The 24,156-nt window shown below is 44.9% G+C and carries 26 protein-coding genes and 2 pseudogenes; 8 read left to right on the top strand and 20 right to left on the bottom strand.

Annotated features, from left to right (window positions below):
- Nucleotides 1-126: 126 nt before the first annotated feature.
- From ACEW9J_RS08980 to ACEW9J_RS08915, 14 genes are all read right to left on the bottom strand, one after another.
- Nucleotides 127-579 (bottom strand): M67 family metallopeptidase, encoded by a 453-nt coding sequence (locus ACEW9J_RS08980; protein ID WP_373544791.1) that lies wholly within the window; start codon nt 577-579, stop codon nt 127-129.
- Between the two features lie 39 nt (nt 580-618).
- Nucleotides 619-1,362 carry a type II secretion system protein J gene (locus ACEW9J_RS08975; RefSeq protein ID WP_373544790.1) on the bottom strand — a complete coding sequence of 248 codons (744 nt, stop codon included), beginning with the start codon at nt 1,360-1,362 and terminating at the stop codon, nt 619-621.
- Between the two features lie 22 nt (nt 1,363-1,384).
- A complete protein-coding gene (locus tag ACEW9J_RS08970; RefSeq protein WP_373544789.1) occupies nt 1,385-2,668 on the bottom strand; it encodes a hypothetical protein in 1,284 nt (427 codons plus the stop codon).
- Nucleotides 2,669-2,722: 54 nt separating this feature from the next.
- Entirely contained in the window at nt 2,723-3,217 is a 495-nt protein-coding gene (locus ACEW9J_RS08965) for a GspH/FimT family pseudopilin (protein ID WP_373544788.1), read from the bottom strand.
- The gene (locus tag ACEW9J_RS08960) at nt 3,195-3,782 is read right to left on the bottom strand and encodes a hypothetical protein (protein WP_373544787.1); all 588 of its coding nucleotides are present in this window, start codon (nt 3,780-3,782) and stop codon (nt 3,195-3,197) included. The genes ACEW9J_RS08965 and ACEW9J_RS08960 overlap by 23 nt, the downstream gene beginning before the upstream one ends.
- A gap of 47 nt (nt 3,783-3,829) precedes the next feature.
- Nucleotides 3,830-4,066 (bottom strand): 50S ribosomal protein L28, encoded by a 237-nt coding sequence (rpmB, locus tag ACEW9J_RS08955; RefSeq protein WP_373544786.1) that lies wholly within the window; start codon nt 4,064-4,066, stop codon nt 3,830-3,832.
- 371 nt (nt 4,067-4,437) lie between these two features.
- Nucleotides 4,438-5,025, bottom strand: coding sequence for an L-threonylcarbamoyladenylate synthase (locus ACEW9J_RS08950; protein ID WP_373544785.1), 588 nt, complete (start codon nt 5,023-5,025; stop codon nt 4,438-4,440).
- A gap of 198 nt (nt 5,026-5,223) precedes the next feature.
- On the bottom strand, nt 5,224-5,499 hold the full coding sequence (locus tag ACEW9J_RS08945; protein WP_373544784.1) for a hypothetical protein: 276 nt from the start codon (nt 5,497-5,499) through the stop codon (nt 5,224-5,226).
- Between the two features lie 143 nt (nt 5,500-5,642).
- Complete coding sequence (locus ACEW9J_RS08940) at nt 5,643-6,605, bottom strand: serine protease (protein ID WP_373544783.1); 963 nt, start codon at nt 6,603-6,605, stop codon at nt 5,643-5,645.
- Nucleotides 6,606-6,731: 126 nt separating this feature from the next.
- Nucleotides 6,732-7,694, bottom strand: coding sequence for a glutathione synthase (gene gshB / locus ACEW9J_RS08935; protein WP_373544782.1), 963 nt, complete (start codon nt 7,692-7,694; stop codon nt 6,732-6,734).
- A gap of 258 nt (nt 7,695-7,952) precedes the next feature.
- Nucleotides 7,953-8,567 (bottom strand): transcriptional repressor LexA, encoded by a 615-nt coding sequence (gene lexA, locus ACEW9J_RS08930; protein ID WP_373544781.1) that lies wholly within the window; start codon nt 8,565-8,567, stop codon nt 7,953-7,955.
- Between the two features lie 200 nt (nt 8,568-8,767).
- Nucleotides 8,768-9,607: a D-alanyl-D-alanine carboxypeptidase family protein gene (locus tag ACEW9J_RS08925; RefSeq protein ID WP_373544780.1), complete on the bottom strand. Its 840-nt coding sequence runs from the start codon at nt 9,605-9,607 to the stop codon at nt 8,768-8,770.
- Nucleotides 9,608-10,013: 406 nt separating this feature from the next.
- Nucleotides 10,014-11,210, bottom strand: coding sequence for a protein kinase (locus ACEW9J_RS08920; RefSeq protein ID WP_373544779.1), 1,197 nt, complete (start codon nt 11,208-11,210; stop codon nt 10,014-10,016).
- A 25-nt stretch (nt 11,211-11,235) separates the two neighbouring features.
- Nucleotides 11,236-13,260, bottom strand: coding sequence for a hypothetical protein (locus ACEW9J_RS08915; RefSeq protein WP_373544778.1), 2,025 nt, complete (start codon nt 13,258-13,260; stop codon nt 11,236-11,238).
- Nucleotides 13,261-13,990: 730 nt separating this feature from the next.
- Here ACEW9J_RS08915 and ACEW9J_RS08910 point away from each other — a divergent pair.
- On the top strand, nt 13,991-14,473 hold the full coding sequence (locus tag ACEW9J_RS08910) for a CRR6 family NdhI maturation factor (protein WP_373544777.1): 483 nt from the start codon (nt 13,991-13,993) through the stop codon (nt 14,471-14,473).
- Nucleotides 14,474-14,561: 88 nt separating this feature from the next.
- On the top strand, nt 14,562-15,611 hold the full coding sequence (locus ACEW9J_RS08905) for a zinc-dependent dehydrogenase (protein WP_373544776.1): 1,050 nt from the start codon (nt 14,562-14,564) through the stop codon (nt 15,609-15,611).
- Between the two features lie 138 nt (nt 15,612-15,749).
- Here ACEW9J_RS08905 and ACEW9J_RS08900 read toward each other — a convergent pair whose 3' ends face one another.
- The 4 genes and pseudogenes from ACEW9J_RS08900 to ACEW9J_RS08885 all read right to left on the bottom strand — a co-directional run bounded on the left by ACEW9J_RS08900 (nt 15,750) and on the right by ACEW9J_RS08885 (nt 18,352).
- A complete protein-coding gene (locus ACEW9J_RS08900) occupies nt 15,750-16,757 on the bottom strand; it encodes a hypothetical protein (protein ID WP_373544775.1) in 1,008 nt (335 codons plus the stop codon).
- Between the two features lie 78 nt (nt 16,758-16,835).
- Nucleotides 16,836-17,132: pseudogene (locus tag ACEW9J_RS08895) on the bottom strand (type II toxin-antitoxin system RelE/ParE family toxin).
- Between the two features lies 1 nt (nt 17,133).
- Nucleotides 17,134-17,394: a type II toxin-antitoxin system ParD family antitoxin gene (locus ACEW9J_RS08890; protein WP_373544774.1), complete on the bottom strand. Its 261-nt coding sequence runs from the start codon at nt 17,392-17,394 to the stop codon at nt 17,134-17,136.
- A 379-nt stretch (nt 17,395-17,773) separates the two neighbouring features.
- Nucleotides 17,774-18,352, bottom strand: a complete 579-nt coding sequence (locus tag ACEW9J_RS08885) for a hypothetical protein (protein ID WP_373544773.1) — start codon at nt 18,350-18,352, stop codon at nt 17,774-17,776.
- 184 nt (nt 18,353-18,536) lie between these two features.
- On the opposite strand from ACEW9J_RS08885, the gene ACEW9J_RS08880 reads away from it, so the two are divergent.
- From ACEW9J_RS08880 to ACEW9J_RS08865, 4 genes are all read left to right on the top strand, one after another.
- Entirely contained in the window at nt 18,537-19,178 is a 642-nt protein-coding gene (locus tag ACEW9J_RS08880) for an alpha/beta hydrolase (RefSeq protein ID WP_373544772.1), read from the top strand.
- A 123-nt stretch (nt 19,179-19,301) separates the two neighbouring features.
- Nucleotides 19,302-19,517, top strand: a complete 216-nt coding sequence (locus tag ACEW9J_RS08875; RefSeq protein ID WP_373541967.1) for a DUF2555 domain-containing protein — start codon at nt 19,302-19,304, stop codon at nt 19,515-19,517.
- Between the two features lie 501 nt (nt 19,518-20,018).
- Nucleotides 20,019-21,203, top strand: a complete 1,185-nt coding sequence (gene coaBC / locus ACEW9J_RS08870; RefSeq protein ID WP_373544793.1) for a bifunctional phosphopantothenoylcysteine decarboxylase/phosphopantothenate--cysteine ligase CoaBC — start codon at nt 20,019-20,021, stop codon at nt 21,201-21,203.
- A 76-nt stretch (nt 21,204-21,279) separates the two neighbouring features.
- Nucleotides 21,280-21,774 carry a GAF domain-containing protein gene (locus tag ACEW9J_RS08865; protein WP_373544771.1) on the top strand — a complete coding sequence of 165 codons (495 nt, stop codon included), beginning with the start codon at nt 21,280-21,282 and terminating at the stop codon, nt 21,772-21,774.
- A gap of 152 nt (nt 21,775-21,926) precedes the next feature.
- On the opposite strand, the gene ACEW9J_RS08860 is transcribed toward ACEW9J_RS08865, so the two are convergent.
- Both ACEW9J_RS08860 and ACEW9J_RS08855 read right to left on the bottom strand, forming a co-directional pair.
- Nucleotides 21,927-22,133 carry a hypothetical protein gene (locus ACEW9J_RS08860; protein ID WP_373544770.1) on the bottom strand — a complete coding sequence of 69 codons (207 nt, stop codon included), beginning with the start codon at nt 22,131-22,133 and terminating at the stop codon, nt 21,927-21,929.
- Between the two features lie 4 nt (nt 22,134-22,137).
- Nucleotides 22,138-22,513: pseudogene (locus ACEW9J_RS08855) on the bottom strand (GIY-YIG nuclease family protein).
- Between the two features lie 177 nt (nt 22,514-22,690).
- Between ACEW9J_RS08855 and ACEW9J_RS08850 the strand changes: the two are divergent.
- On the top strand, nt 22,691-23,041 hold the full coding sequence (locus tag ACEW9J_RS08850) for a translation initiation factor (protein WP_373544792.1): 351 nt from the start codon (nt 22,691-22,693) through the stop codon (nt 23,039-23,041).
- A gap of 115 nt (nt 23,042-23,156) precedes the next feature.
- Nucleotides 23,157-23,888, top strand: coding sequence for a DNA repair protein RadC (gene radC, locus ACEW9J_RS08845; RefSeq protein ID WP_373544769.1), 732 nt, complete (start codon nt 23,157-23,159; stop codon nt 23,886-23,888).
- Nucleotides 23,889-24,156: the final 268 nt, after the last annotated feature.

Below are 24,156 nucleotides of genomic sequence, written 5' to 3'. Positions count from 1 at the left end.
GAGCGATTTAATTCGAGCTGTTGATGATTTTCAGCATCGTATCAATCGATCGCCTATTTCTCTTGCCGATCGATTATGGGTGAAAAATCACCTCGATCCTGAAGAAGAGAAACTACGGGTTTCATGTTAGACGGGGTTTAGCTGAAATATCTCCTCACTATTTAATACCCAACTTTTGATATCGTTGATTTTGCCATTAGTTACTGAGATAATTGGGTAAGAGTATATTTCCCATGCTCGCTCTCGATCGCAAGTAGAAGGAATCGACGGAGCATCAGGATGGGAATGAAAGAAGCCAACAATGTCAAGCTGGAGATCTCGCCCGCGTTTTTGGGCTTGCAAAATATCTCGCGGCGAAATCGTATAACGACTATGTTTAGTTCGATTTAAGTCATCCAAGTTCTTTAAAGTAGTTACTTCGGATTTCTCCCAGATATTAATTGTCTCAATGACTTCGACAACTATTTTGGATACTCCATCTATCCTTCCGAGCAAAATACCACAGCACTCTTCTGGGTAAATAGCTTCGGCATAGTCATAGATTGTTTTAAGCTGCGCCGTAGTAATTACTATTGACATGCTAATTGAGTAAGAGATATCGATCGCGACTGGTAGCTACTAATTACTGCGCGTTACTACTAGAGCATTAATTGATTGACTTTTTGCGGATGAATTAGGCTGTTTATACATCCAAATTTTAACTGATTTTTTAGCTAAAGCTATACAAGCGTAAAATCCCTTTCGATCGGTCATAGCAGGTATAGAATAATTATAACTACTCTCACAAGCAATATTAGCTGGAGCCGTACCTCGATCGCTGATTCGATCGACTAAAACCTCATTAAAGTATTCGATCGGCGAACCAGGTAAAATTAGAGCAACATCAATTCCATCACCATCACTATAGTTTCCATTTTGTAGTAGAGTTGGCCCCCAGCGATAGATTACTCTAGGTCCCAACCAGACGCTACTATTGGGAGGATCGGCTAGATAATAAATAATCGGCTTTGTTAATTTGCTACTTGGTGCTGGCTTTAGAACTAAAATTATCTGAATATCAGTAGCCCCTGATGCTTGATTAAAATCAGTAGCATCAGCCGGAATATTGGTCATCACTTGCTGAGACATTTTGATCTCATCAGTCATAAAAGCTAATGCTTGTTCGAGTTCTAGTCGATCTGTTGTTTCTATTTGACTGCGTTGATTTGCATTCATCAGCGCATACAGTCCAGTCCCTGTTAGACTGATAACTATTCCGGTAATGACTAAAGCGACTAGTAATTCAACTAAAGTAAATCCTCCTTGGAACATCTGCTGAGAATGGGGATTATGCCGATCGATCTCTTTAGTTGTAAAATTCATTTAATTTAGCTTCCACTTCTTACTAATTCTCTATTCTTTGCCAGTAACTAATCGGACTTATTTGTGATGGTTGTTTTAGTTTAGAGATTCCGAAATCTGACCAATTACCGGATTGAACGATCGGAATTTCATTTAGACTGGTTGTAGAATCCCAACTATTTACCCAGACTGCGCCAGTAATATTTTTGCTGGGATTGGGAGGGCTGGAATGAATACTCTTAGCATCGGCAAATGGTGCATGGATAAATGCAGTAATAGATGCAGTATCTTTGATAATTAATTTGACAGTTTGTGAGCTACCATAGATTCGTAGATTCGGATGTGCTGCATTCACATTGATAGTTTGACTACCAGCTAAATCTAGATTACCTTTGAGATAGAGGTTGACTTTTTGGTTGCCAACTAAATTAACTGTGAGGCGATCGATATCCTGTAATTTAATTGAGTAGCCACTAGAAATATCTATATCTACTAAGTAGTGATATTCGCCTCTTGCGTCAGGTATATCGCTAGGATTTGGTCTAGGAAGTGTAATTGAAGTGGTAAGTGCTGGTAGCAAAATAGCATTAGTTGGTGGATCTTTTGCAAGTGGAATCAGTGTGAATGGATCGGCAATAATTTGACCGCTGGGTACACTACTAATTAATTCAACATTACTAACATCGACACCTGCAATCCCATCGGAATCTGTCGCTGGGAGTTGAGGACAAACCACTCCTCTAATTTGTCCCGTAATCTTTTGATTTGCACTGAGATTAAAGGTATTTGCCCATAATGCTGGTGGGGCGATTGTCGCTGATTCACTGCCGATCGGTAGAGCTACTGTGAGGGTGCTTTTAGAAGTATTCTGAGTAGTATTATAGGCATCGATCTCACCAGCGACAGTTAGTTTACCAACTCCATTTTCATATTTGTAGTTGATGATTCGGTATCTACCTTTATTTCGATCTCTATTATCTAGATCGATCCAAGTACTATTTTCAAATAATCCAGTTTGCTGTTTAGCTGAAGCTAAATTAATTAATCTACAACTTGACTGGGGTAATGATAAATCGTCGAGTGTGTTAGACCATCGATCTAGATCTTTGTTTGCTAATATTTTATGTCGATCGAGAAATGATTGAACTCTAATAACTCCGGCTTCAGATACACTTAATGCTCGATTAATTTCTCGTTGAGAAGCAGTAGTAGATCGATCGCTCTGAGAACGCCCAATCATACTAGCCGCTACAATAATCATCACTAAACCTAGCCCCAGAGCTAAAGGCATCGCAAATCCAGTTTGAGTACTCTTCTGATTATTCAAGTTAAATATTTTAGGCATTACGAATATAATTTAATCATCTATAGTCAAAATAGATTAACTATTAGGTTTACGACAAGTAAGAGCTACACGATCGTAACTCCTGCCTACACGGATGATACCCAGTGGTGCAGAGACTGTTAAACATCGAGTATTACTCAGATTATCTTTAACCGCTAAAATAATTGTCTTATTAGTCGTCGTATTGCCCCGAATTCCATACTGAATATCTTTAGATGCGCCAGTATAATCGAGAGCGATCGCATCTGGTAAAATGCGATCGCCAGATAATAAACAGCCCCGATCTCCGGCAATTTTTCCAGCCGTTTTATCTAAAGTCAGCAGACAACGTTGATTGCGGCGGATTGCTTCTTGCTGTGCTTCTTGGAGACTAGCCACCACCATATCCGTCGCTTGAGCTAATTTAGCGCGATTTTGGGCGGCAATGAAACTAGGAATCGCCATCGCAGATAAAATACCTACGATCGCAACTACAATTAATGATTCAGTTAGTGTAAAACCGAGATCCTTACTGACATTGAAGTGCAGCATCAGCCATTACCTCGGTGTAAAATTGGAGAATTGGCTGCTCTAAGTTACTCCCACTGGTGGGAGTAACTGTATATTGAATGCCAAGAATTTTGAATGCGGCATTTTCTGGAGTTAATGGAATACTGACAGTCCGCGCAATTTGAAACATTTTGCCCGTCTGACTGGTTTGGTTCGTCGCAGCAAGGCGATAATCCGCAGTACCTGTAACATTTCCGCCAGCTAAATTATCCCTAATTAAATCGGCAAATCCAGCTTCAGCATCGGCGGGATGACATCGTACTTGGTTGGCACCTAGAGGAAGTTGAGTCGGAGTTATTTGCGATCGAATCTGCTCTAGATCCGCCTGTACCCAGCGGTTGGCTTCAGATATCTGTAAAGCTTTAGACTTGAGTAACATCGCTACCACCATGCCCTGCATAGCAACGGCTACGAAGGTGGTGGTTATCAAAATTGCAACTAGTACTTCAGAAAGACTAAACCCTCCTTCTGGAGTCTGATAGCGGCTAGTCAGTAGCCATCTGCATCGACTGTCGAGAAATATTGGAAATCGCTGGGGCTGGATCATATGCAGGAAATTGACAGCCAGATACCCCCAGCGGGGGATCTAGAAATCTAGAATTTGTTGAGGTTGACACCTGCATCCTTCGCCATTGCTACCAAACCTTTGATTTCTAGGGTTTTGATTGCTTTTGTAGAGAGTTTCAAACGGACAAAACGGTTGCCTTCTGCCCACCAGACACGTTTCCACTGCAAGTTAACTTGTTGCAGTTTTTTGGTGCGGTTGTGAGCGTGGGAAACTGCCATACCGTTGTTGGCTCTCTTACCAGTCAGTTGACATACACGAGACATAAAAACCTCCTACTTGAACGCTGTTCGTAAAGTGACGAACCAGCCTCCTATTGTAGCTAATTTTTGTTCATCTACAAAAACCAAGTATTCACACGCAATGAGCAATCGACTACGGATGTAAGTCTGATGGTGTTTATCCTATCCCAGTACGATCGAATACCACAATCAGTAATTTGGCTGGAATGAGAGGGGTAGAAGTCAGCAATTAGAGATGTGGGACAGAATGCCTACGATTGAAATCGTGGCTCATGATGCCAAGTCAGCCTACGCAGATTAATATGTCAGGTAGGGTGTGTTAGGCGCAAGCAGTAACGCACCAGTATCCGAGCGTCGCAAGGATCTGATTTAGGATCGTTATAGCAACTGGGGATCTAATCTAGCTCGGTAAATTCGACTGCGCCTTGACGAAGTAATTTCCAACTTGAGTTATCCCATTTAATCACTGTAGATGGTTGCCCCGAAGTAGGTGGATTTAGATCGATATCTAAAGTGAGGACTTGAGGAAAACAATCGCTAATTTCTGCCATTGTTAGGAGTGGTGGTGCTCCAGATAAATTGGCACTAGTAGTTGCTAAAGCACCTGTTTGGAGTAGGATCGATCGAGCGATCTCACAATCTGGTACTCGTAAACCGATCGTTTGATTTTTGAGGGGATTCATTACTGCTGGTATTCGATCGGATGCAGGTAAAACTAGGGTAAGGGCACCAGGTAAATATCGATCTGCGACTGCTTGCCAAATCTCAATTTCTTGCTCGGTTCCCTGGACATATTGCCACAAATCTGCAACTTTACCTACCATTAAAATTAGCGGCTTATCTTGACTTCTTTGTTTGGCTTGGAAGATTAATTGGGCGCATTCTGGTAGTGTCGCTAATGCAGGAACAGTATCCGTAGGAAAGCTAATTAAATTACCAGTTTTAGCAGCAACTATCGTCCGATCTAGAGAAACTTGAGGCACTATAAAAGTATATTGGTAAATGAATAATTGACGATCGTAGAAATCTTAAATAAGCGGCTTAATCCCCAAGTGGTGGGCATACTTCTGCTTTTCCTTGAAGTAGAGCTTCGATCCAAAGTTTCTCTCTAGATTAATCTCCGACTGGGAGGGGCTGGGGATGGGTTCTTAGATTTTGGTTAAGGACATATTTTGCTCATGCTAATCCCTCTGAACTATGCCGATCGTACCTACACCTACAGCAATTAAACCCAAACCTAGCCAGACACCTTCAGCAGCAACATTGAGTCGATGAATATTTTCACGATGAGCAGCGATAAACAATTCTCTTTGGTTGGCTTTGTTGATAACCAACTGCTGGAAGTTACGCTCTGTCTCAGTCAATTTGATAAAGTCAGCATAACCCCAATATCCAGAAAGTAGTACTCCGGTAAACCCAGGAATAACTAGAAGTGTCAGAAATACCAGATTTTTCATATCGTAAAATATAGAACCAGTTCTGGGATTATAGTTATATTTTAGGTGATGTATCTAATAAAGTATAGCCGATCGCAAATAATACTTGCAATCGGCTATCAAAAATGAGCGTATTTAACTAAAGTGCGAAAGGTCGATTAAGATTATCTTCCAAAAAGTCCACGGATACTATTAATTCCCTGTTGAATAGAATCTGCGCCATCACGCACCCCATCCGCTGTCTTTTTAATATCATTCAGAGTGTTTAATGTTGCTTGAAGATTACTAATTTTGTCACGGGGATCTGTTTGGTTGCTGGCAGTATAAGCGGCACCTGCTTCAGGAGCTGGAGATTGGTCGATTTGCAGTGCACTGGAGCTAATTCCCACTGAATTAGCTTTTTTTAGAAATACACTAATCGGCACAGCGTAGTTAAAACCAGATTTGAGTTTAGAGGCCATTGTGACCATTTCTTGACTTGCGCCTGATTCTCTCATTTTTTTCGCATCTTCTGTGTCCCCCATCCCGTGAATTCCGACTACTCTTCCCGCAGTATCCAATACTGGACAACCACTCATCCCAGCACGGGTAACGTTGGTATAGATCATACTGTAGCCGTTGAGAGCTTTGGGTAGGAATCCAGAAATACTCCCACTCGTAAATTGTCTAATTAATTCACCCCCAGCTCTTGTGCCGACAGCTCCATTCGAGGGCCAACCAGAGACAAAGACATCCTGCCCTTCATTCGTCTTGGACGTACCGATTTTAGCGACTGAATAGCTTTTGTCACTAGTAAATTCCACAACTGCTAAATCGACTCCAGCCACACGTCTAATTTTACTAGCATCGATTTTGTGTGGTTGTTGGTCGGCAGTTAGAAGTCGAAAGCCTTCCCGACTGCTGACGACATGGTAAGCAGTCAACACAAAGTATGTATTCCCATTTCTTTGGATAATTACCCCCGAACCTTGTCCCTGTTCGCCGCTAATCAGTACAGTCACTTCACGCGCAATGTCGTTAACTTGAGTGCCAGGGAGGGCACGAGCAGCACTAGGAAGGGTAATGACGATCGCACTAACAACCGCTGTTCCGGTCAATATCGCTGCTAAGTGATGATGGGTACGCATAATATGATTAGTTATCAAGTGTATGAAAAATCTACTTATGATTATCTACACAAGTTGTCGCCCATTTTTCGGTAATATTCTGACGAAATCATAAAATTAGTTGTAACTTTATCACATCAAGTGATATTATTGCCGAGACTCAAGCCATTCAATGATTTGCCCACCTAAATTGACATCATTGAGCCTGTCGATCTCGCGGATTCCGGTAGGACTAGTCACATTTACTTCAGTCAAATAACCGCCGATGACATCAATCCCCACGAAGTATAAACCAGCAGCTTGAAGTTTTGGAGCGATCGCGGCACACATCTGGTATTCTCGATCGGTAATATCTACTTGTGCGCTGCGTCCGCCGACTGCCATATTGCCGCGAAACTCTTTGCCAGTGGGAATCCGATTGACTGCACCTAGAGGCTTACCGTCGAGTAAAATAATCCGCTTGTCACCATCCTTGGCTGCGGTGAGAAACTTCTGAATCATCAGCGGTTCTCGATCCTGTCTGGTGCTAACTTCAATCAGGGAATTAAAATTGCGATCGTCTGGCGTGAGAAATAAAATCCCTTCTCCACCTTTACCACCGAGCGGTTTTAATACTGCTGCGCCGTGGGTTTCTACAAATTGCCTAATCACCGCTTTGTCGCGTGAAACGATCGTTTCAGTCATCCATTCGGCAAATTGGAGCGCGAACATCTTCTCATTCGCTGCGCGTAGTCCTGATGGACTATTTAGGACTAGGGTTTTGGTTGGGTCGATACAGTCGAGAATGTAGGTGGTATAGAGGTATGGAACATCGACAGGTGGGTCTGTCCGCATGAATACGGCATCCATTTCTTCCAAAGCTAGGAATACTACATCTCCAAGCTGATACCAGTCTTCCTGAGCCACCCAGCGACCATCCTGAAGCTGTACGGGCACGAGCTTTACTGGCTGGAGAAATCCCCACGCTCTACCGCCAATGACACTCAATTTTTCAGCTTGGGTAATCCATACCTGATGTCCCAGTCGATCGGCCGCTTCCATCAATGCCACACTGGTATCGTGGGTAGGATCTAGTTTGGCGATCGGGTCGATTATAAATGTTAGTTTCATCAGGTTAGGATCGTCGCGATCGATATGGCTCTCGCTTGAATTTTAGGTCTTAGTCACACTTCTATGCAAGTAGAGGCTTTAGGTTTTAGGTTTTAGGCTTTAGAGGGGTAGAGGGGTGGAAGGGTGGAAGGGTGGAAGGGTGAAAGCTAGACTCTGTAGCTCTCGATTTTAGCAAGTAGGACGGGCACATGAAATACCCCTCCTACTTGTCACCACAACGCTGTCAACTGTCAACTGTCAACTATCAACTGTTTAAACTTAGCGTTTCGCGGACTGATAACCGCGCCAGACTCCAATCAACACACCTTGGAGCTGGACTAAATGAGCCTCAGACTCGATCGGTTTGTACTTGGCATTGGCAGGTTGAAGGGTAATATAGTCACCCTGACGATGATAGCGTTTGAGGGTTGTACCTTGACCTTCGATTTGGGCAGCAACAATCGTCCCATTTTTGACATCAGCGGAGTCTTTGACAGGCTGCATGATTGCCATATCGCCTTCGACGATCGAATCATCGATCATACTATCGCCCATAACTTGCAGCGCGAAATAATCGGACTGATGAAAAATGGGTGACAAATCTAATTTTTCAGTTACATCGGTAAACGGTTCGACTAATCCCCCCGCCGCAATCGTCCCAAAAATTGGTACGCCACTAGCCGCATATTTGAGGATTTTAATCGTCCGCGCTTTGCCTTCAGCCCAGCCAATAAAACCCTTATTGCGGAGATGTTCCAATCGACTTTGGATCGGGGCGGGGGATTTAAGATCCATCGCCTGCATCATCTGACGAATCGAAGGTGCGTGTTGGTGTTCGCGAATGTATTCTACTAACCAATCGTAGAGTTGTTGTTGCGCTTTAGTTAATTCCATTATTGACTATGCAAATTTAATATATAACTACTATAGATCTGTCGTACTATTAAAGTCTACTTAATAGTTAGTAATTATTCAAATAAATTTGTCGTCGTTCGATTTACCTATTGTAATTACCTGGTAGATCGGGTGAGGGGAAATCGCCTAAATTAACCGCACTCATCCCATTCCCAGTCCCCAATCGCTATGAGCTGAGGTTATTTACTCTTGAGATTGTGCGCTTTATAGAAAGTTTCGAGACTGTTGATGTCGCCGACAAACCGCCAGTGCCAAGGTTCGTAGCTAACTTTTTGGATGTTATCTTTAGGGAAAGATAGCTCGAAACTATAAGTGGCTGCATTAGCTTTTAACCACTTATAAGCAGGTGTAGTATCAAAATTTTGGTTGAGATTGGTAGCTGGTACCGAACTATCGCCGACATCGATCGCGTAACCAGTATGATGTTCGCTATACTTTGGCGGTGCGCTGACTTCGGCACGTTTTGTCGGCTGTTGTCCGCGTTCGGCTCCGACGCCAAAAAAGAGTCGTTTCTGATCTTCAACCGATCGAAATGCCGAAATTGTCGTAATATTTACACCACTCGATCGCGCCGCAGCTACCATCGATTGAAATTTAGCCGCCGCATTTTTTCGCAAGCGATAACCACCGCCAATGGACACTAATTCTATTTCGGGAGCTTCGGTGTAGGGGAGATGGTTTAAAAGGTTATCTGTGTTAGTAGGCTGTGGACTAGTAGTGGCTGGACTGGTGGGATCGTTAGGAGTGGCACTGACGGTCGGTGTTAGTGGAGTGCGATCGCGTGGTAGTGCTAGCATTAAAGCAGCTCCACCAGCCAGAAGTACGCCGATGCCGATGGCGATCCTGGAAATCGGTGGTTGATTGGATCGCGATCCACGCTTGAGGCTGGGCGATCGAGTTTTATCTCCATCCCGCAAGGCTGCTGGGATTTCTTCGGCTTTACCTAGAGCGGAGTTATTTGCTGGTCTAGACCGATCTGAGTTACTCAACTGCTGCTCCCTGTTGCGACTATATTGCATTTTGACATATTGTTGCCTCTGTTACTTGTAGTGTGCCCAGTTTTAATTAGAAAGTGGGGGTTGGATTGAACTTGTATTGTTGGCGATGGTGTATTCTTGGCACTTCTTGTAATGAGCTAATCGGCAGGCGAAGAGAACTTGCGGGTGGCGATTCTCTTAGTTTGGGCAGAACCCGGATCTGGGGGTACCGACCCCCAGACCCCCCGTTGAGAAGCGGAACGCCGCCTCTCAAACTCTCCTGCGTAAGGTTCGATTTGTGGGAAGCGTGGTGCGGCATTCGCTTCACTTTAGATTTTAGTTGGGAGTTATTCGATTCAAACTACCCGCTACCCTCTACCCGCTACCCTCTACCCCGTTCTACCCCGTTCTACTCGCTACCTGCTACCCTCTACCCTCTCACTTTCCCTTACTTGCAATCGATCTCATCTAGGGCTTGAGCTAATTCTGCGGCGGTGAGATAACGATCGCGCGCTCGACGTTGGGTGACTTTATCGATGAGGGCTTGGAGTGGGGGAGTAACGCTCGGAATAGAGGCTAGGTTGAAGCGGTAGCCGTCGGGCTGTAGTTCGATAAAGTCTGCCGGATTGCGTCCGGTGAGGAGAAAAATTAAGGTTGGGCCGATCGCGTATAAATCTGATTGGGTGCAGGGTTGACCGTTATTTTGTTCTGGTGCCATATAGTCAGGTGCGCCAATTTTGGTGCCACCGAAGGTACCGATTTCTTTGACTGCACCAAAGTCAAGGAGAAAGATCCGTTTATCGATCGTGCGGACGAGGATATTGGCTGGTTTGATATCGCGATGAATTAGTGGTGGCTGTTGCTGATGAATATAGCCCAAAATCTCGCAGAGTTGGATCATCCAATCGATCGCCTGAGCTAGATTTACTTTACCTCGCTCCATCACGTACAAATCCAAATCCTGTCCGTGGATGAGTTCCATTGCTAGATATTTGCGCCCAGATGCAACGAAAAAATCATAGTATTCGGGAATGCCAGGGTGGTGGAGACTTTGGAGGATTTTGGCTTCGCGTTCAAATAATTCCTGTGCTTTGGGAATTTGAGCCATATCTGCGTTCATCTCTTTGAGTACTAGCAATTTTGTATCCCAAGCTAGATATGTTGTACCCATTCCTCCTTGTCCTAAGGTTTTGAGGATTTGATATTGATGAATCTGCTCGGTGATAGCAATTGGTTGACCGCAGTGGACGCAAAATAGTGTATCGGGGGGATTGCCTGGGTGTTCGCAGCGGGCTGGATTGGGGGGATTGAGTTTGACTGGTGCGATATCTAGTTGAATGGTGAGTAATGCACCTGCTGTGGATAATTGGATGCGATCGCCATTGGTCAATAACACGCGGAGGATCGAGAGATCGTTAACTAAAGTACCATTGACACCATGATTGCTAATTTCCCAATAGCCACCACCTTGGCGCAAGCTAGTATAAGAAATCGTGGCATGAAGTCGCGAAATTGATGGTCGATCGATGACGACTTGGTGTTCTGGCGATCGACCGATGTGGATTGGGGATGGTGGGGTAAATTGCCACTGCTGGGAGATCTGATTCTGGTGCTCGTCCCATAGCGAAATTTGAATATTTTTCATACAGCCAGGGACAATTTACGATCGACTAATTACGGATCGGACTTGGTATCAACAGCCGCCAATCAGCGATGTAGGAACGAGCATCATTATAAATCGAACTCCGCCGAGCGATCGTTGAGGCGATATCGATCGCCAGCGAAATTTTCCCCTGACGATAAATCCCGATCGCCCGTTCTAGCGTGCGTCGATCGGCGATTTCCTGTAGTTCTAATCGCCAGTATCGCACCTCGGCTTGAGTGTGTGCGTAGAGTGCTCTCCCTGGGGCGATCTTATTGGCGATCTCTATGGCTTGAGCGAGATTACCTTTACTAGCTACCGCGATGGCATTAGTGAGGATCGGTCGATCTTCGATCGTCTGAATTTTATCTGTCCACTCAGCTACAGAGGTGGTAATTTCTGCACCCAGCGGTCGATCGATCGTGATGTTCCCAGCAATACGCACAGCCGCTTTGAGATTGGCTAGAGATTCGCCCGTGCGAACTATTTGTCTAGCTTTAGCGAGGATGACGCGATTATCCACGATTTCAATTTGCCGACTCCAGGTTGCCATCTCCCCCTGAATTGTTTGTCCGACATCACTTTGAGCGGGGACTTGCTTGGCAGTTTCGATCGCCAGCGCGAGGGTAGCTGGCTGCTGGAAGCTAGCAATGCTTTTTGCCCACTGGAGTTGAGTTTGCTGTTTGAGCATCCCTTGCCAGTTTGATTGTTTCGTCCGCGCCAATGTATATATTGAGCTAGTCTTGGGAATTTTTTTGACTTGGGCGACTGCATTCATCAGTGCCAGCATGTGCTGTTTGCCAGCCCAGACGTGAGCCTGGTTGAGCTTGACCCAATCTTGTGCTTCTGGGTAAATCGATACGTCCTGGGGCACTTTTTGGACGAGTGCGATCGCTTCGTTAAAATTTTGAGTTTTGTATAAACCGACGCTCAACTGGACTAGATGTTTGCTCCATTTACTCCGTAGCACCTGTCCCTGTTGATAAACATATGTGTTCGGGTTAATTTGGTTCGCCAGTTTCATCGCTTTAACGATCGGTTCTGGCTCTTGAGGCAAAGGTGCTTCGACAATTTTAACTTGGCCTTTGCCTGCGATCGCTGCGGCTTTGACTGCTAATTCCAACCGTTTGGCACGTTCGGCATAACTATCGCTCTCTTTGTCTTCTAGGGCATCTTTGGCTTCTTGGAGCTTGTCCCACGCGTCTCGCTCTAGGACGAGCTTTGCAGACATTTTGTCATATTTATAAGTGTTCCAGTAGCTACCTCGCATCCGCTGTACTGATTGCAGAGTCCCAAATGCTTGATTCCACTCGCCCAGTTGCATCGATCGCTCAAATTTAGCATCGATGCTGGCACTAGTTTGGGATTGGCTCGACCATTTAGCGATCGATTCTTGGGCGCGATCGTAAACGGGGCTGCTAACTGGAATAATTTTTATAGTGGCGATCGCTCGATCGATATTACCTTCATCTAGTTGCTTGCGTCCGACTCTCATCAAATCCTCAGACCAGGATTTTAGCAACCGTTGCGCTTCGCCATAGAGCGGATGGCGATCTGTCCACCCTTTGACCAGATCGATTGCACTACGCAGCTTGGGTACTTCTTTGGTATCAGCTCCAACTTGAGCGCAGTAGAGGCGTTCGCTATCAGTCGAGATTGGTAAAATGCCTTGACAATTGGGCGTCGGCGGGACGGCAATCAGTAACAAATAACTCGTAATCCCCGTCCCACCTACCATCGCCGCCAAAATAGCCCAAAATGCCGACCACGGATCGACACTTAGTCTGGGTAGATTGAGTTTACTCATTGGGGCAATCGCATCTCTGAAGAGACCATCGTCAGTGAGCTTGGTCAATGTAGATGTAACAACATTATTACAGATCGGATCTGGTTGTGGATATCCGTCATAAGTTAGATCTTCATCGATCTCAATTTGGCTTGGTGGTACATCGACATCACTCTCCCTAGCCGCTCTCGATGAGTGCCGATGCTGAAACTTTTTCCATACAGCAGTCAAATGATTACCGATCGCTTGCCGTTTACTATTTGCCATTGACTCCTCCCAGACATCTAAAGTATTAAATTTTTTGAAAATATATTTTTTATAGCTCAAGACTAGCCTGTGACCTGTCAGTATCGATCCTAAGTATCTTGGCGTAGCTTTTCAGCCTAAATTCCGCTTTTTTGCTGATTATTAAAGTATCGAATTTTGCATTATATCCTTTTCAACAGTCATATCATTCATTTCAATTTATATTAGATTTCCTTACACTATCTTTATAAACGGTCGATTGACTTACCAATTTTCGATCGGCTGCGGCGATTGCTTTGGCGATCGTTGGACAGATAAAAGTGATGGAGACCTGAAAACTAGCGATCGGTAATGGCTTAGAGCAAAGAACGATCGGCTATATTTCTTTGGGTATTTTAACACCTACAATACTTTTTTCAGTTACGTTAAGTAATAGGAAGCTATTCCCTTCCCACCGAAGAAATAGGCATTCACCATCCACTGTCTTGATTCGCTGTCTTGTCGTACACGGAGCGCGAATCGCCATCCACCCCTACACGAGATGTCTAATTTGTCACAGGTTAGGGAGCATTTACTCACATCTTGCCCCAAGCACTGTAGTCGAGCGTCATGCTGCGGAAGGGGAAAGGATGAACAGAGTGTCCAGAAGCCAAACAGCACTGATGACTACATTCGTTTACCCCTTCCTAATTAATCAGCGATTTTCAATCTAGAGCAACTGAGTCTGTTAACTTGAGCATAATTTGAGCATATGATGACTGTTAGTATTGACGATCGAGCACTCCTAAACTTAGACCTATCGCCGATCGCCGCCCCGATCGAACAATGGTTGCTCACCAATCCCAAAACATTCGATCTAGAGCTACAAATAGCGATCGACTATCCCCAAGAGCCAGAAGATCCGCGAGAATTGTCAGAAATTCCCGAAGTCCGACTGTGGTTTATGCGCCTGGATGCCCGTCACCCCTATATACCGCTGATTCTCAATTGGCAAGCGGGAGAACTCGCCAAATATGTAGCCATGTTCGTTCCCCACCAATTCAGTCGCAAGGACGGAATTCAGTACAACCCCGAAGCCCTGGAAATCTGGGTGATGCACCGGATTTTTCTGCTGACAGATTGGTTGAATCATCAGCAGGTAGAAGATCGCTCCAGGCTCAAGTTTATGACGCAAATGCTCGGTTACGAGTTAGACGATGGATTGTTTGAATTATTAGAAGCCAAAAAACCTTAAACAGTTGACAGTTGACAGTTGACAGCGATTCGCCATTTACTGTTGTACCTAACACCTAACACCTAAAGCCTAAACCCTAAACTCTAATATGAAAGCACAAGTATTCCGTGGAGTCGATCGACTCAGCTATGAAGATGTACCAGTTCCCGAACTAGCCGCAGACGAAGTACTAGTACAGGTAAAAGTAGTCGGGTTGTGTCAATCAGATATCAAAAAAATCCTGTATCCACTGTACGAACCGCCCCGCATATTTGGACATGAAACCGCTGGTGTGGTTAGTCAGGTAGGTGCTGATGTAAAAGATTGGCAAGTCGGACAGCGGGTAGTTGTGATGCACCATATTCCCTGTATGCACTGCAAATACTGTCTGCATGAAAATTTTTCGATGTGTGATGTTTACAAAAATGTCACCACAACGGCGGGATTTACGCCCAGTGGGGGCGGCTTTGCTGAATATGTCAAGGTTCCAGGACATATCGTCCGCAATGGCGGCTTGATCCCGATTCCCGATCGCGTTACCGACGAACAAGCAAGTTTTGTCGAGCCGACAAATTGCTGTCTCAAAGCTGTCAAGAAAGCCAATATTCAAGCTGGAGATACGGTCTTAATTACCGGAGCTGGCCCGATCGGGTTAATGTTTATTATGCTAGTCCAGCATTTTGGAGCTAGAGCCATCTCGACGGACTTGATTCCCGCTAGAGTTGAAAAAGCTCTCTCTGTCGGGGCTGAAGCCGCCTTCAACGCCCGCGATCCCGATCTCACCGCCAAAATCCAAGCCTTAACAGGTGGGATGGGTGTAGATACCGCTATCCTCGCCGTACCCAGCGACAAAGCCTTTTTTCAAGCCCTAGACTGTACCCGCAAAGGTGGCAAAATCTTGTTCTTTGCCGAGTTCCCCGATGAGTTAGAAATTCCCATCAATCCCAATGTCTTGTATCGACGCGAAATCGATCTGATGGGGAGTTATAGTTCTTCGTTCAAAGTTCAGGCTTTATCTGCCGATCTAGTTTTTAACCACAAGATTGATGTTGATGCCTTGATTAGCGATCGCTATCATCTCAAAGATCTGGATAAAGCTGTAGCTCAAGCTACCAAACCGACAGCAGAAACTTATAAAATCTTGTTGTATAACGATTAGGCTTACTATTAGGAGATCGTCAATCAGAAGTTAGGTTACTGTAGGGTGTATTAGGCACAAGCCGTAACGCACCAGATCGTCCTATTCATTTATCGATTGGTGCGTTACGCTGCGCTAACACACCCTACAAGCTGGTTGTCAATTGGGAGCATTCCGGTAAGTTATTGCCATTGCTTTGAACTTTGGTAAATATATTTGCGCCTGTTTATCGCCAACGATACCTGTCATCAAGACATATCCACCTTGTTTGGGATACAGGACGATCTGATATATTGTCAAAGGTACTTTGGTTTGGCGATCGCGACCGTCAGCCACTATCTCCCAGCCAGTCAAATTATCGATCGCGATTTCATTAGTCGATTTTACTACGGTGTCCGTTATCGGATAGCCAGATAGCCGACGAGTGGCAAAAGATTGTTGATCGAGCACTGGCACTGCACCCAGAGATGGAGCGACAATAAATAGCGGATCGGTAGGAGCTGCTGTCGGGATCTTACCATCCTTGGTAAATACCGCTACCTTGCCCACTCCTGTTGCAGACTCAACGGGAGACAACCCCTTTACAGCGGCGATTGTGAACGGTAGGGAGGAAACAGCCGCAGTTGAGGATGTACGGAGTGAAACCGCTAGCACGACTTGTTTGAGTTGTGCGCCGAGTTTATTAGCATTTTCGCTAGGAAAAGTGGCGGTGACGATCCTAGTATTTTGCTCGTCGCCAAACACCAAGATCCATTTGCGAAATTTTTGACCGTAGGCTGACTGAGCAACGTTCAACAGCAAGCCTGACTGGTTCTCGATCTTGACATTTTGCTTGGAGATGAGCGAGATCCCCCGCGTTGCCAAACCAGCTCTAGTAAATCCGCCAGTTACTTGTGAATATGAGCCAGGAATTTTGGTGATGACGATCGATGAATTGGTTGTAGATTGCTCGAATCCATAAAATGCTGTCGCCTTGATAAAGCCGCTCGGCTGGCGAATTGCTAACTCAACCTCGGGAAAAGTAACGAGGTTATTTTGATTTTGAGCTTGCAGCCACCGACTATGAAATTGACTTCCGGTTGGTAGAGTTGTAGGTTCTGCCATGCTCGGTACATGTGTGGCGATAAGAGAGAAGATCGCGATCGAAATTGTCAACTGATATTTCATCGAACTAGGTGTAAAACAAACTCATATATCAGTACACGATCGCGTAGTGAAGCATTCTAGTAATTTAATTTAATAGCTTTAAGGATCTGCAAACAAGGCTTCTAGATCTCTGCTGCCACTGACTACTCTCAATATTTCTACAACCCTTTCGCTGACGCGGTAGAAAATAATATAACCCGAAAATGAGATTCCCCTGAGATCGGAACGAATCGATCGCTAACTTTTTCCGATTTTGGGAAAACTCACTAGATATCTACATCTAGCTTCAAATTCATCCAGCAATTTCTCTCCGGCTTCAATATTATGTATTGCATAATATGCGGATATTTCTTCTAAATCTCTAGCGGTATCTGGAGCAATAATATACTCAGTCAATCTACCGATCCTCTCTTGCAGCTTGTAGTTTAGCTCTCAAATTAGCTAGTACAGATTCGCCGTCCAGTCCTTCCCCTCGATCGAGTTGAGCCGCTGCAACATCTATTTGTCCCCGTAATTCTGCTGCCAATAGATCGGTAGCATTTTTAGCTTGAAGTAAGTTCAATGCTGCCTCGATCGCTTCCTCAGGGCTAGCGTAATTACCCGCGAGTATTTCTTGTTGAATAAAATTCTCTAATTCGGGTCTGAGTGTGAGATCCATAAACTTAGGACACAATCTACAATCTTATAGTATTATAGCCTAGCGATCGTCAGATTATCAGATCTGTAGGTTGGGTAGAGCGAATGCGAAACCCAACATCCGCACAATCGATCTTCGGGGATGTTGGGTTTCGTTCCTCAACCCAACCTACAATTTCTATTGTACAAACCCGCCCCCACCCACCATTAACTTTTAGATCGAATTTCCGTAATGTTGAAATAATGCGATCGTCAGGTTGTCGGTGGGGTTGGGCAGGTTTGTACGAAGGTTAATTGCAGGTTTGAATTAGTCGCATAAACCTGCCCCTACAGACTCTAGAACGCGATCGACAGAATATATTAATTTCATCAAATCGCGATCGCTTTTAAATCCATCTGACTCAGTTTGAAATAGGAACGTTTCGGAACTGAATGGGTTTAAGCGGTTCTTCAAAAACCAAATTCAATATTTGAGCTTTAACTACTTGCTTTGAGATATCATTGTTCCCAAAACTAATGCCCACAATAATATCAGTATTTGAATCTATCTCAGCCTTCGATGAACCTGGCCCTCCTCCAAAATCTGTTCCATAACTAGGGTAAGAATTTCCTGATGAATCTACTAGTATTGAGCTACGGCTAGCAATCGATATATTCCTCCTTTTACCTTTGTTAAATATTTTCATTTGGCATAACACGGCTCTATCTATATGCCTACAACTTTCTAACGTCAACAAAAAATTATTAACTTCTTTCCGATAGCCAGAATTCGGCGCAGGAGTTCTAGCTTCTTCTTGTGCTTGTTCTTCTCTGATTGATTTAAACTTACCGCAAATGGTATTGTTGCCATCCGTAGAGACACACATTCGTTCGATCCCTTTTCCTTTGCCACAGATGGTCTTGCCATTACTCGCAACGATGCAAAACTCTGTTTCGGCGTGAGCTGGATTGCTGTGAATGGCAAGACTAGCAAAAGTCATCCCAGCGAGAATGCTTGCTCTTTGAATGAGGCGTAGTAGGGTCATGACTTTATCAAAGGAGAGAGGTTACATATTGCTAAACGCCTTACTATAGTACGAATTAGGGCATAAATAACCGCCAAAAGTCGCCCGATCGAGTTTTTTTGCTCCACCACGAAATTTTACCCAAACTAGCTCCTCACTTATGACTCCAATCGATGCCAGCAGTCCCTTAGATATTATTTTCGTCCCCGCTCAGACAGGTAAACCCATCGGCACGATCGTGGTGCTGCATGGTTGGGGTGCCAATCATGACGATCTCGGCGAACTCGTGCCGTATTTTAAGCTGCCCGAATATCAATTCTTGTTTCCCAATGGCACTTTCGACCATGAATATAGTGAGACGGGGAAAATGTGGTATTCATTTACAGGTGCGGGACAATTGAACGATCGCAGCCTCGCCCAATTGGTTACTAGTCGCGAAGTTTTGACGACTTGGATCGAGTCGCTCCCCACATCTACAGGTATCCCACTCGATCGCACTTGGATTGCGGGCTTCTCTCAGGGTGGGACGATGACGCTGGAGATCGGGCTAGATTTGCCTGTAGCGGGTCTGATCGTCCTTAGCGGTTATTTGCACCAAAACCGAGCCAAGCCACCTCAATCGGCTCCTTCCGTCCTGCTGGTGCATGGGAGACAAGATGATGTTGTCCCGCTCGCCGCTGCTCAAAAAAGTCGAGAAATACTTACTCAGTGGGGCGTGAATGTCCAGTACCAAGAATTTGACATGGGACACTCGATCGCGCCCGAAGTCTTAGATACAGTTAGAAGTTTTGTTACCAAATAACTGAAATTCTCAGCAATTATCAGTAATTTTGTTAATCCTGACCAGATTATCGGGTAATAATAACTAATAAGGCTAAGATTAAATGTAGCTGCTATCTGCTGTATTTGTACGGAGGTTTGACCTATGACCACGATCGAAATGTCGAAACGGAATACTATCCCCAATCTGACTACAGAAGAGGTAGAAGCACTAGCACTGCGGTTGGAAAGCGATGACTATGGAAACCCGTTTGATGGATTGCAAGATTGGCACTTCTTACGCGCGATCGCTTTTCAACGCCCAGATCTAGTCGAACCATACATTCATCTCCTCGATCTCGAAGCCTACGACGAAGCCTAATCTCGATCGATATCGATCGCACCATATAAGAAAATCCCCTCCTCGGAGGGGTGCCCGTAGGGTGGGGTGGGTAGATCCATGCCCAAATACTAGAATCATTCAAAACCCTGATGGTGGGCACTGCCTAGGCTGTTGACTCTGTACCCTTTTTGAGGGTTAAAATTCAGGCAAAATGGCGATGTCCCTGTGAGCGTAAATCCTTGTTGAGCATGGGATTTGCGCTCACAGGGACACCAAAAAATGTCTGAACGAAAAATGCGAAAATGCCAACAAAGTCAACAGCCTAGGCACTGCCCACCCTACAAATAGATCTAGGGTTACGAGCGTTAATAATCATTGAAACTACAGATGGCGATCGGTACTGCGGAGATCTTTACCCCACCCTAACCCTCCCCTTATAAAGGGAATAGGACAAGAGCCTCCCCTTTATAAGGGAGGTAAGTATCACCGCAGCACCTCTAAGTTATATCGATCGCAAACAACACACCAAATTCATAATTGATGCGGGTTTTAATTGGTATTGGGGGTGGGATTGCGGCATACAAGGTATGTGAGATAATTTCTAGTCTATTCAAGACAGGAATCGAGGTAAAAGTCATCCTCACCGCTGGCGGAGAGCAGTTTATTACACCATTGACTGTAGCCACATTATCACGTCATCCAGCTTATACCGATCGCGATTTTTGGCAACCAATTCACCATCGTCCCCTGCATATCGAATTGGGAGAATGGGCGGATTTATTCCTCATCGCTCCACTGACTGCTAATACTTTGGGTAAATTAGCGCATGGATTAGCAGATAATTTATTAACAAATACAGTCTTAGCTTCCACTTGTCCGATTTTGCTTGCTCCCGCGATGAATACCGAGATGTGGGAACAAGTCTCTGTCAGGCGAAATTGGGAGTTATTGTGTCAAGATTCACGCTATCATGCTGCTGGGCCTGCGGCAGGATTGTTGGCTTGCGATCGAGTGGGGCGGGGGAGAATGGCCGAACCGACAGAGATTTTGCCCTATATTAATTCACTCCTGCACACTGGGGGTAAACTAGATCTGCTTGGCAAAAAAGTCCTGATTAGTACGGGTGGAACGCGAGAATTTTTCGATCCCGTCAGGTTTATTGGCAATCCGGCGACGGGAAAAATGGGATTAGCTCTGGCACAAGCAGCCGTTCATCGGGGCGCAATCGTCACACTAGTTCATAGTACTTTGCCAGATGTCTCGATCGATGAAAGAATCAAAACAGTGTCTGTAATTAATAGCGAACAAATGCACCGCGAAATGCTGGCGTATTTCCCCGATAGCGATTTAGTCATCATGTCAGCGGCGGTTGCTGATGTCAAACCTGCTGATTATAGCGTCCAGAAATTACCAAAAAAACTCTTACCAACTGAGTTAAAATTAGATCTAGTACCCGATATCATTGCTGAGTTAGGTAGGATTAAACAACCCCATCAAAAATTAATTGGATTTGCGGCTCAGACTGGTGATATTGTCACTCCAGCTCTAGAGAAGTTAAAACGCAAACAATTAGATGCGATTGTAGCTAATCCAGTGGATCTACCAGACAGCGGCTTTGGTAGCGATCGCAATCAAGCAGTACTACTCAAACAAAATGGCGAACGGTTCGATCTCCTGCCCTGCGTTAAACTAGAGATGGCCCATCAGATTTTAGATTGTATTTAGTCGCATAGTTTGAGTAACTGTTGGTTATTGCACTAAGTTTCAGATAGCTAAAAAATCAACATCCATTACATAGGTTATGCCCGATCCATCGCTCCAAAGAATATTCGACAGGTTAAGTCGAGATCTAGCCAGAGACATCAGAATCCAAACAACTACCGACGAATTGAGATCGGCTCTGAATGCCGATCGATTGGTACTATACTACTTTTATTATAAATGGTCGGGACGAGTCACATTTGAATCATTGAGCGATCCTCAGTTTTCGATTCTGGGTAGTACTGGGCCAGACCAGTGCTTCAATGGTGAGTATGCCAAACTCTATGAGGAGGGAAGAGTCCGCGCCATCCCAGATATCGAATCAGAGCCGATTCAACCCTGTCACCGCGACTTCTTGCGCGATCTACAAGTAAAAGCCAATCTAGTTGCGCCAGTTCTGACGGAGAGAGGATTGTGGGGGTTGCTCGTCGCTCACAACTGTCATTCTATTTATGCGTGGAGTGCTGATGAAATTACCTCAATGCAGAAAGCAGCATATAGTCTAGGGATGATTCCTAGTATTCAAGATAGTTGACTCGCCGATCGAGTGTAAATAAATAACCTCCGTTGGTGATATCGAGTCAGAGCTTGCCGCATTACGCGCGATTTTTGGAGCGTTGACTTACTTTACACGGCATGTCGAGCTTCGATAAGACTTAGTTCTAATTTTACTCAGAAAAATCCTCGCTATTGTCCGCGTCCTGGTTTGCAATCAGCAAAACCCAATGCTTCGGTATCGAGGAAACTAGCAATCGCCATCTCAACCACAGCTTCGATCGGATACTCAATTTCAGCAGCACGATCGAGTATAGCAGTTTGAATTCTTTCGGGCAATCGTTCTAATATAGCCTGGGCATCAGTCGCAGAAAGTTTTTCTATCGGCCTAGTTTGCATAGCTTTACCATTCGCTAGGGATCTGGACGTTATAGGGGGGTTCGGTAGCCCTCAAGATGATGGCTTCTAGCTCCAATAATAACGCAGGGTTCCTCCAGTGAGAAATTGTCTGTATCGCAATCCGAACATCATCATTACTATATTTGTCGAGCCACGCCCACAAAAAAGCCTTATGTCCACCACTGAAACGTCCTCGCAGACTTTTAGTTTTACCGATGTAAAGTAGTCCATCAGTTTTGTGTCTAACTATAGATCCCAGGACGAGCGGGAATAGTGCCAAACTCGCGGCTCAAGGGTTGACATTGTTCAAAGGGAGTAAAGGCAATTGCGTCTAGGATTTGTCGGGCTTGGGTTTGCAGTTGGGAATCATTAGTCGGCATGAAAACAAGAAGGCTAATTGCACAGAATTCATATTCTCACGAACTCTGTCGGATCGCACTCGATCGTAAAATCAGACCATAGCAATCCTAAACGATCGGCTATGTTGATGTCGGGTGTGTTAGGCTTCAGCCGTAACGCACCAGGATCGATACTCAAGGATCTGATTTAGGATTGCTATATATAAAGACAAGTCCTTCCACACACTCAAACAGATGAACAAAATCGCCTATCGTGAATTCGGGGATGAAGAACCAGATACTGACGAGACAGCCGAATTACCACCTAACCAGCACAAACTCAAAATCGAAGCCTCTCGCAAAGGCAAAGGCGGTAAAACAGTTACCATCATCAGTGGCTTTCAAGTATCACCAGAGACACTTAGTAGCCTCACCAAGGCACTCAAAAATCAGTGTGGTAGTGGTGGAGCGATGAAGGATAATACGATCGAGATTCAAGGCGACCATCGTCAAAAATTATTAGAGATCGTGACTAAATTGGGCTACAAGGCTAAATTGAGTGGGGGTTAGATGAAGTATTTTTATCGATCGAGAATAATTCAGCCATTGTATGGATTCGATCGCATCACGAATCATCGTAAAGTGACAAGTAATTTTAACTACGCACCGATTACGTTTCAGTGGCATGACCTACAGCCTTCGCATCATCGATATCCCCAGTAACGAACGTCCCCGCGAACGCTTGCTAGCACATGGAGTCAAACAGCTCAAGAATGCGGAACTAATCGCAATTTTATTAGGAACGGGACAAGGCCCTGGTAAACTATCAGCGATCGGGTTAGGTGAGTATATTCTCAATCATTTGGGGCAGCATCAGCGAGATCCGTTAGAAAGATTGCGCGATTTGCATCCCCAGGAATTGATGGATATTCCTGGCGTCGGCCCCGCCAAAGCGACGGCGATCTTAGCTGCTGTAGAATTGGGACAGAGGGCTTGTTTATTGCGTCCACCCGATCGAGCTATTATAGAAAGTCCCGATACTGCTGCCGCTGCTCTGAGTCAAGAGTTGATGTGGTCTACTCAAGAGCGATTTGCCATATTATTATTAGATGTCAAGAATAGGCTACTGGGTACTCAGTTAATCACGATCGGTACTGCTACTGAAACCCTCGCGCCACCCAAAGAAATCTTTACCGCTATTCTCAAGCAAGGTGCCACCAAAACGATCGTCGCACACAATCACCCATCGGGTAGCACCGAAGCCAGCCAAGCCGATATCGAACTCACTCGTCAATTACTCGCAGGTGCAAAGTTACTCGGAATTCCCTTATTAGATCACTTGATTTTAGGTGGCGGTAACTGGAGCAGTTTGCGTCAAAATACCAATCTCTGGGAAGAATGTCCGCAGGGAGACTAATAGTCAAATCTCGATTTAGGGTACGGACAATGATAAATTGCTGCCGCAACCCGAAGTTACCCATAAGGGGCACCCGTACAAGTTATCTGTAGGTGCTCCTTGTGGGTACCCTCAGATCTACACTAATTAGGGCTTGCTGAATTAGTCCCTGATGCTGTTCTAAAGCCTGAACTCCTTGCTAAAAAATGGTTTTGTTGCAAATATTCTCACTCGATCGCTTGAATCTGGCGATCGAGTGCAAGGGTTCTGAGCCTTTCAACGTCAAAAC

This window comes from Chamaesiphon sp. (genome assembly GCF_041737865.1).
Lineage (GTDB): Bacteria > Cyanobacteriota > Cyanobacteriia > Cyanobacteriales > Chamaesiphonaceae > Chamaesiphon.
This window is presented reverse-complemented; position numbering and strand designations above follow the sequence as displayed.

Coding starts and splice junctions, on each gene's coding strand:
- ACEW9J_RS08905 (WP_373544776.1), top strand. CDS start 14,562: ATGAAAGCACAAGTATTCCGTGGAGTCGATCGACTCAGCTATGAAGAT.
- ACEW9J_RS08960 (WP_373544787.1), bottom strand. CDS start 3,782: ATGATCCAGCCCCAGCGATTTCCAATATTTCTCGACAGTCGATGCAGA.
- ACEW9J_RS08910 (WP_373544777.1), top strand. CDS start 13,991: ATGATGACTGTTAGTATTGACGATCGAGCACTCCTAAACTTAGACCTA.
- ACEW9J_RS08875 (WP_373541967.1), top strand. CDS start 19,302: ATGACCACGATCGAAATGTCGAAACGGAATACTATCCCCAATCTGACT.
- ACEW9J_RS08975 (WP_373544790.1), bottom strand. CDS start 1,362: ATGAATTTTACAACTAAAGAGATCGATCGGCATAATCCCCATTCTCAG.
- gshB (WP_373544782.1), bottom strand. CDS start 7,694: ATGAAACTAACATTTATAATCGACCCGATCGCCAAACTAGATCCTACC.
- ACEW9J_RS08920 (WP_373544779.1), bottom strand. CDS start 11,210: ATGAAAAATATTCAAATTTCGCTATGGGACGAGCACCAGAATCAGATC.
- ACEW9J_RS08865 (WP_373544771.1), top strand. CDS start 21,280: ATGCCCGATCCATCGCTCCAAAGAATATTCGACAGGTTAAGTCGAGAT.
- ACEW9J_RS08890 (WP_373544774.1), bottom strand. CDS start 17,394: ATGGATCTCACACTCAGACCCGAATTAGAGAATTTTATTCAACAAGAA.
- ACEW9J_RS08915 (WP_373544778.1), bottom strand. CDS start 13,260: ATGGCAAATAGTAAACGGCAAGCGATCGGTAATCATTTGACTGCTGTA.
- ACEW9J_RS08885 (WP_373544773.1), bottom strand. CDS start 18,352: ATGACTTTTGCTAGTCTTGCCATTCACAGCAATCCAGCTCACGCCGAA.
- ACEW9J_RS08965 (WP_373544788.1), bottom strand. CDS start 3,217: ATGCTGCACTTCAATGTCAGTAAGGATCTCGGTTTTACACTAACTGAA.
- lexA (WP_373544781.1), bottom strand. CDS start 8,567: ATGGAATTAACTAAAGCGCAACAACAACTCTACGATTGGTTAGTAGAA.
- ACEW9J_RS08940 (WP_373544783.1), bottom strand. CDS start 6,605: ATGCGTACCCATCATCACTTAGCAGCGATATTGACCGGAACAGCGGTT.
- ACEW9J_RS08925 (WP_373544780.1), bottom strand. CDS start 9,607: ATGCAATATAGTCGCAACAGGGAGCAGCAGTTGAGTAACTCAGATCGG.
- ACEW9J_RS08900 (WP_373544775.1), bottom strand. CDS start 16,757: ATGAAATATCAGTTGACAATTTCGATCGCGATCTTCTCTCTTATCGCC.
- coaBC (WP_373544793.1), top strand. CDS start 20,019: ATGCGGGTTTTAATTGGTATTGGGGGTGGGATTGCGGCATACAAGGTA.
- ACEW9J_RS08980 (WP_373544791.1), bottom strand. CDS start 579: ATGTCAATAGTAATTACTACGGCGCAGCTTAAAACAATCTATGACTAT.
- ACEW9J_RS08880 (WP_373544772.1), top strand. CDS start 18,537: ATGACTCCAATCGATGCCAGCAGTCCCTTAGATATTATTTTCGTCCCC.
- rpmB (WP_373544786.1), bottom strand. CDS start 4,066: ATGTCTCGTGTATGTCAACTGACTGGTAAGAGAGCCAACAACGGTATG.
- ACEW9J_RS08945 (WP_373544784.1), bottom strand. CDS start 5,499: ATGAAAAATCTGGTATTTCTGACACTTCTAGTTATTCCTGGGTTTACC.
- ACEW9J_RS08860 (WP_373544770.1), bottom strand. CDS start 22,133: ATGCAAACTAGGCCGATAGAAAAACTTTCTGCGACTGATGCCCAGGCT.
- radC (WP_373544769.1), top strand. CDS start 23,157: ATGACCTACAGCCTTCGCATCATCGATATCCCCAGTAACGAACGTCCC.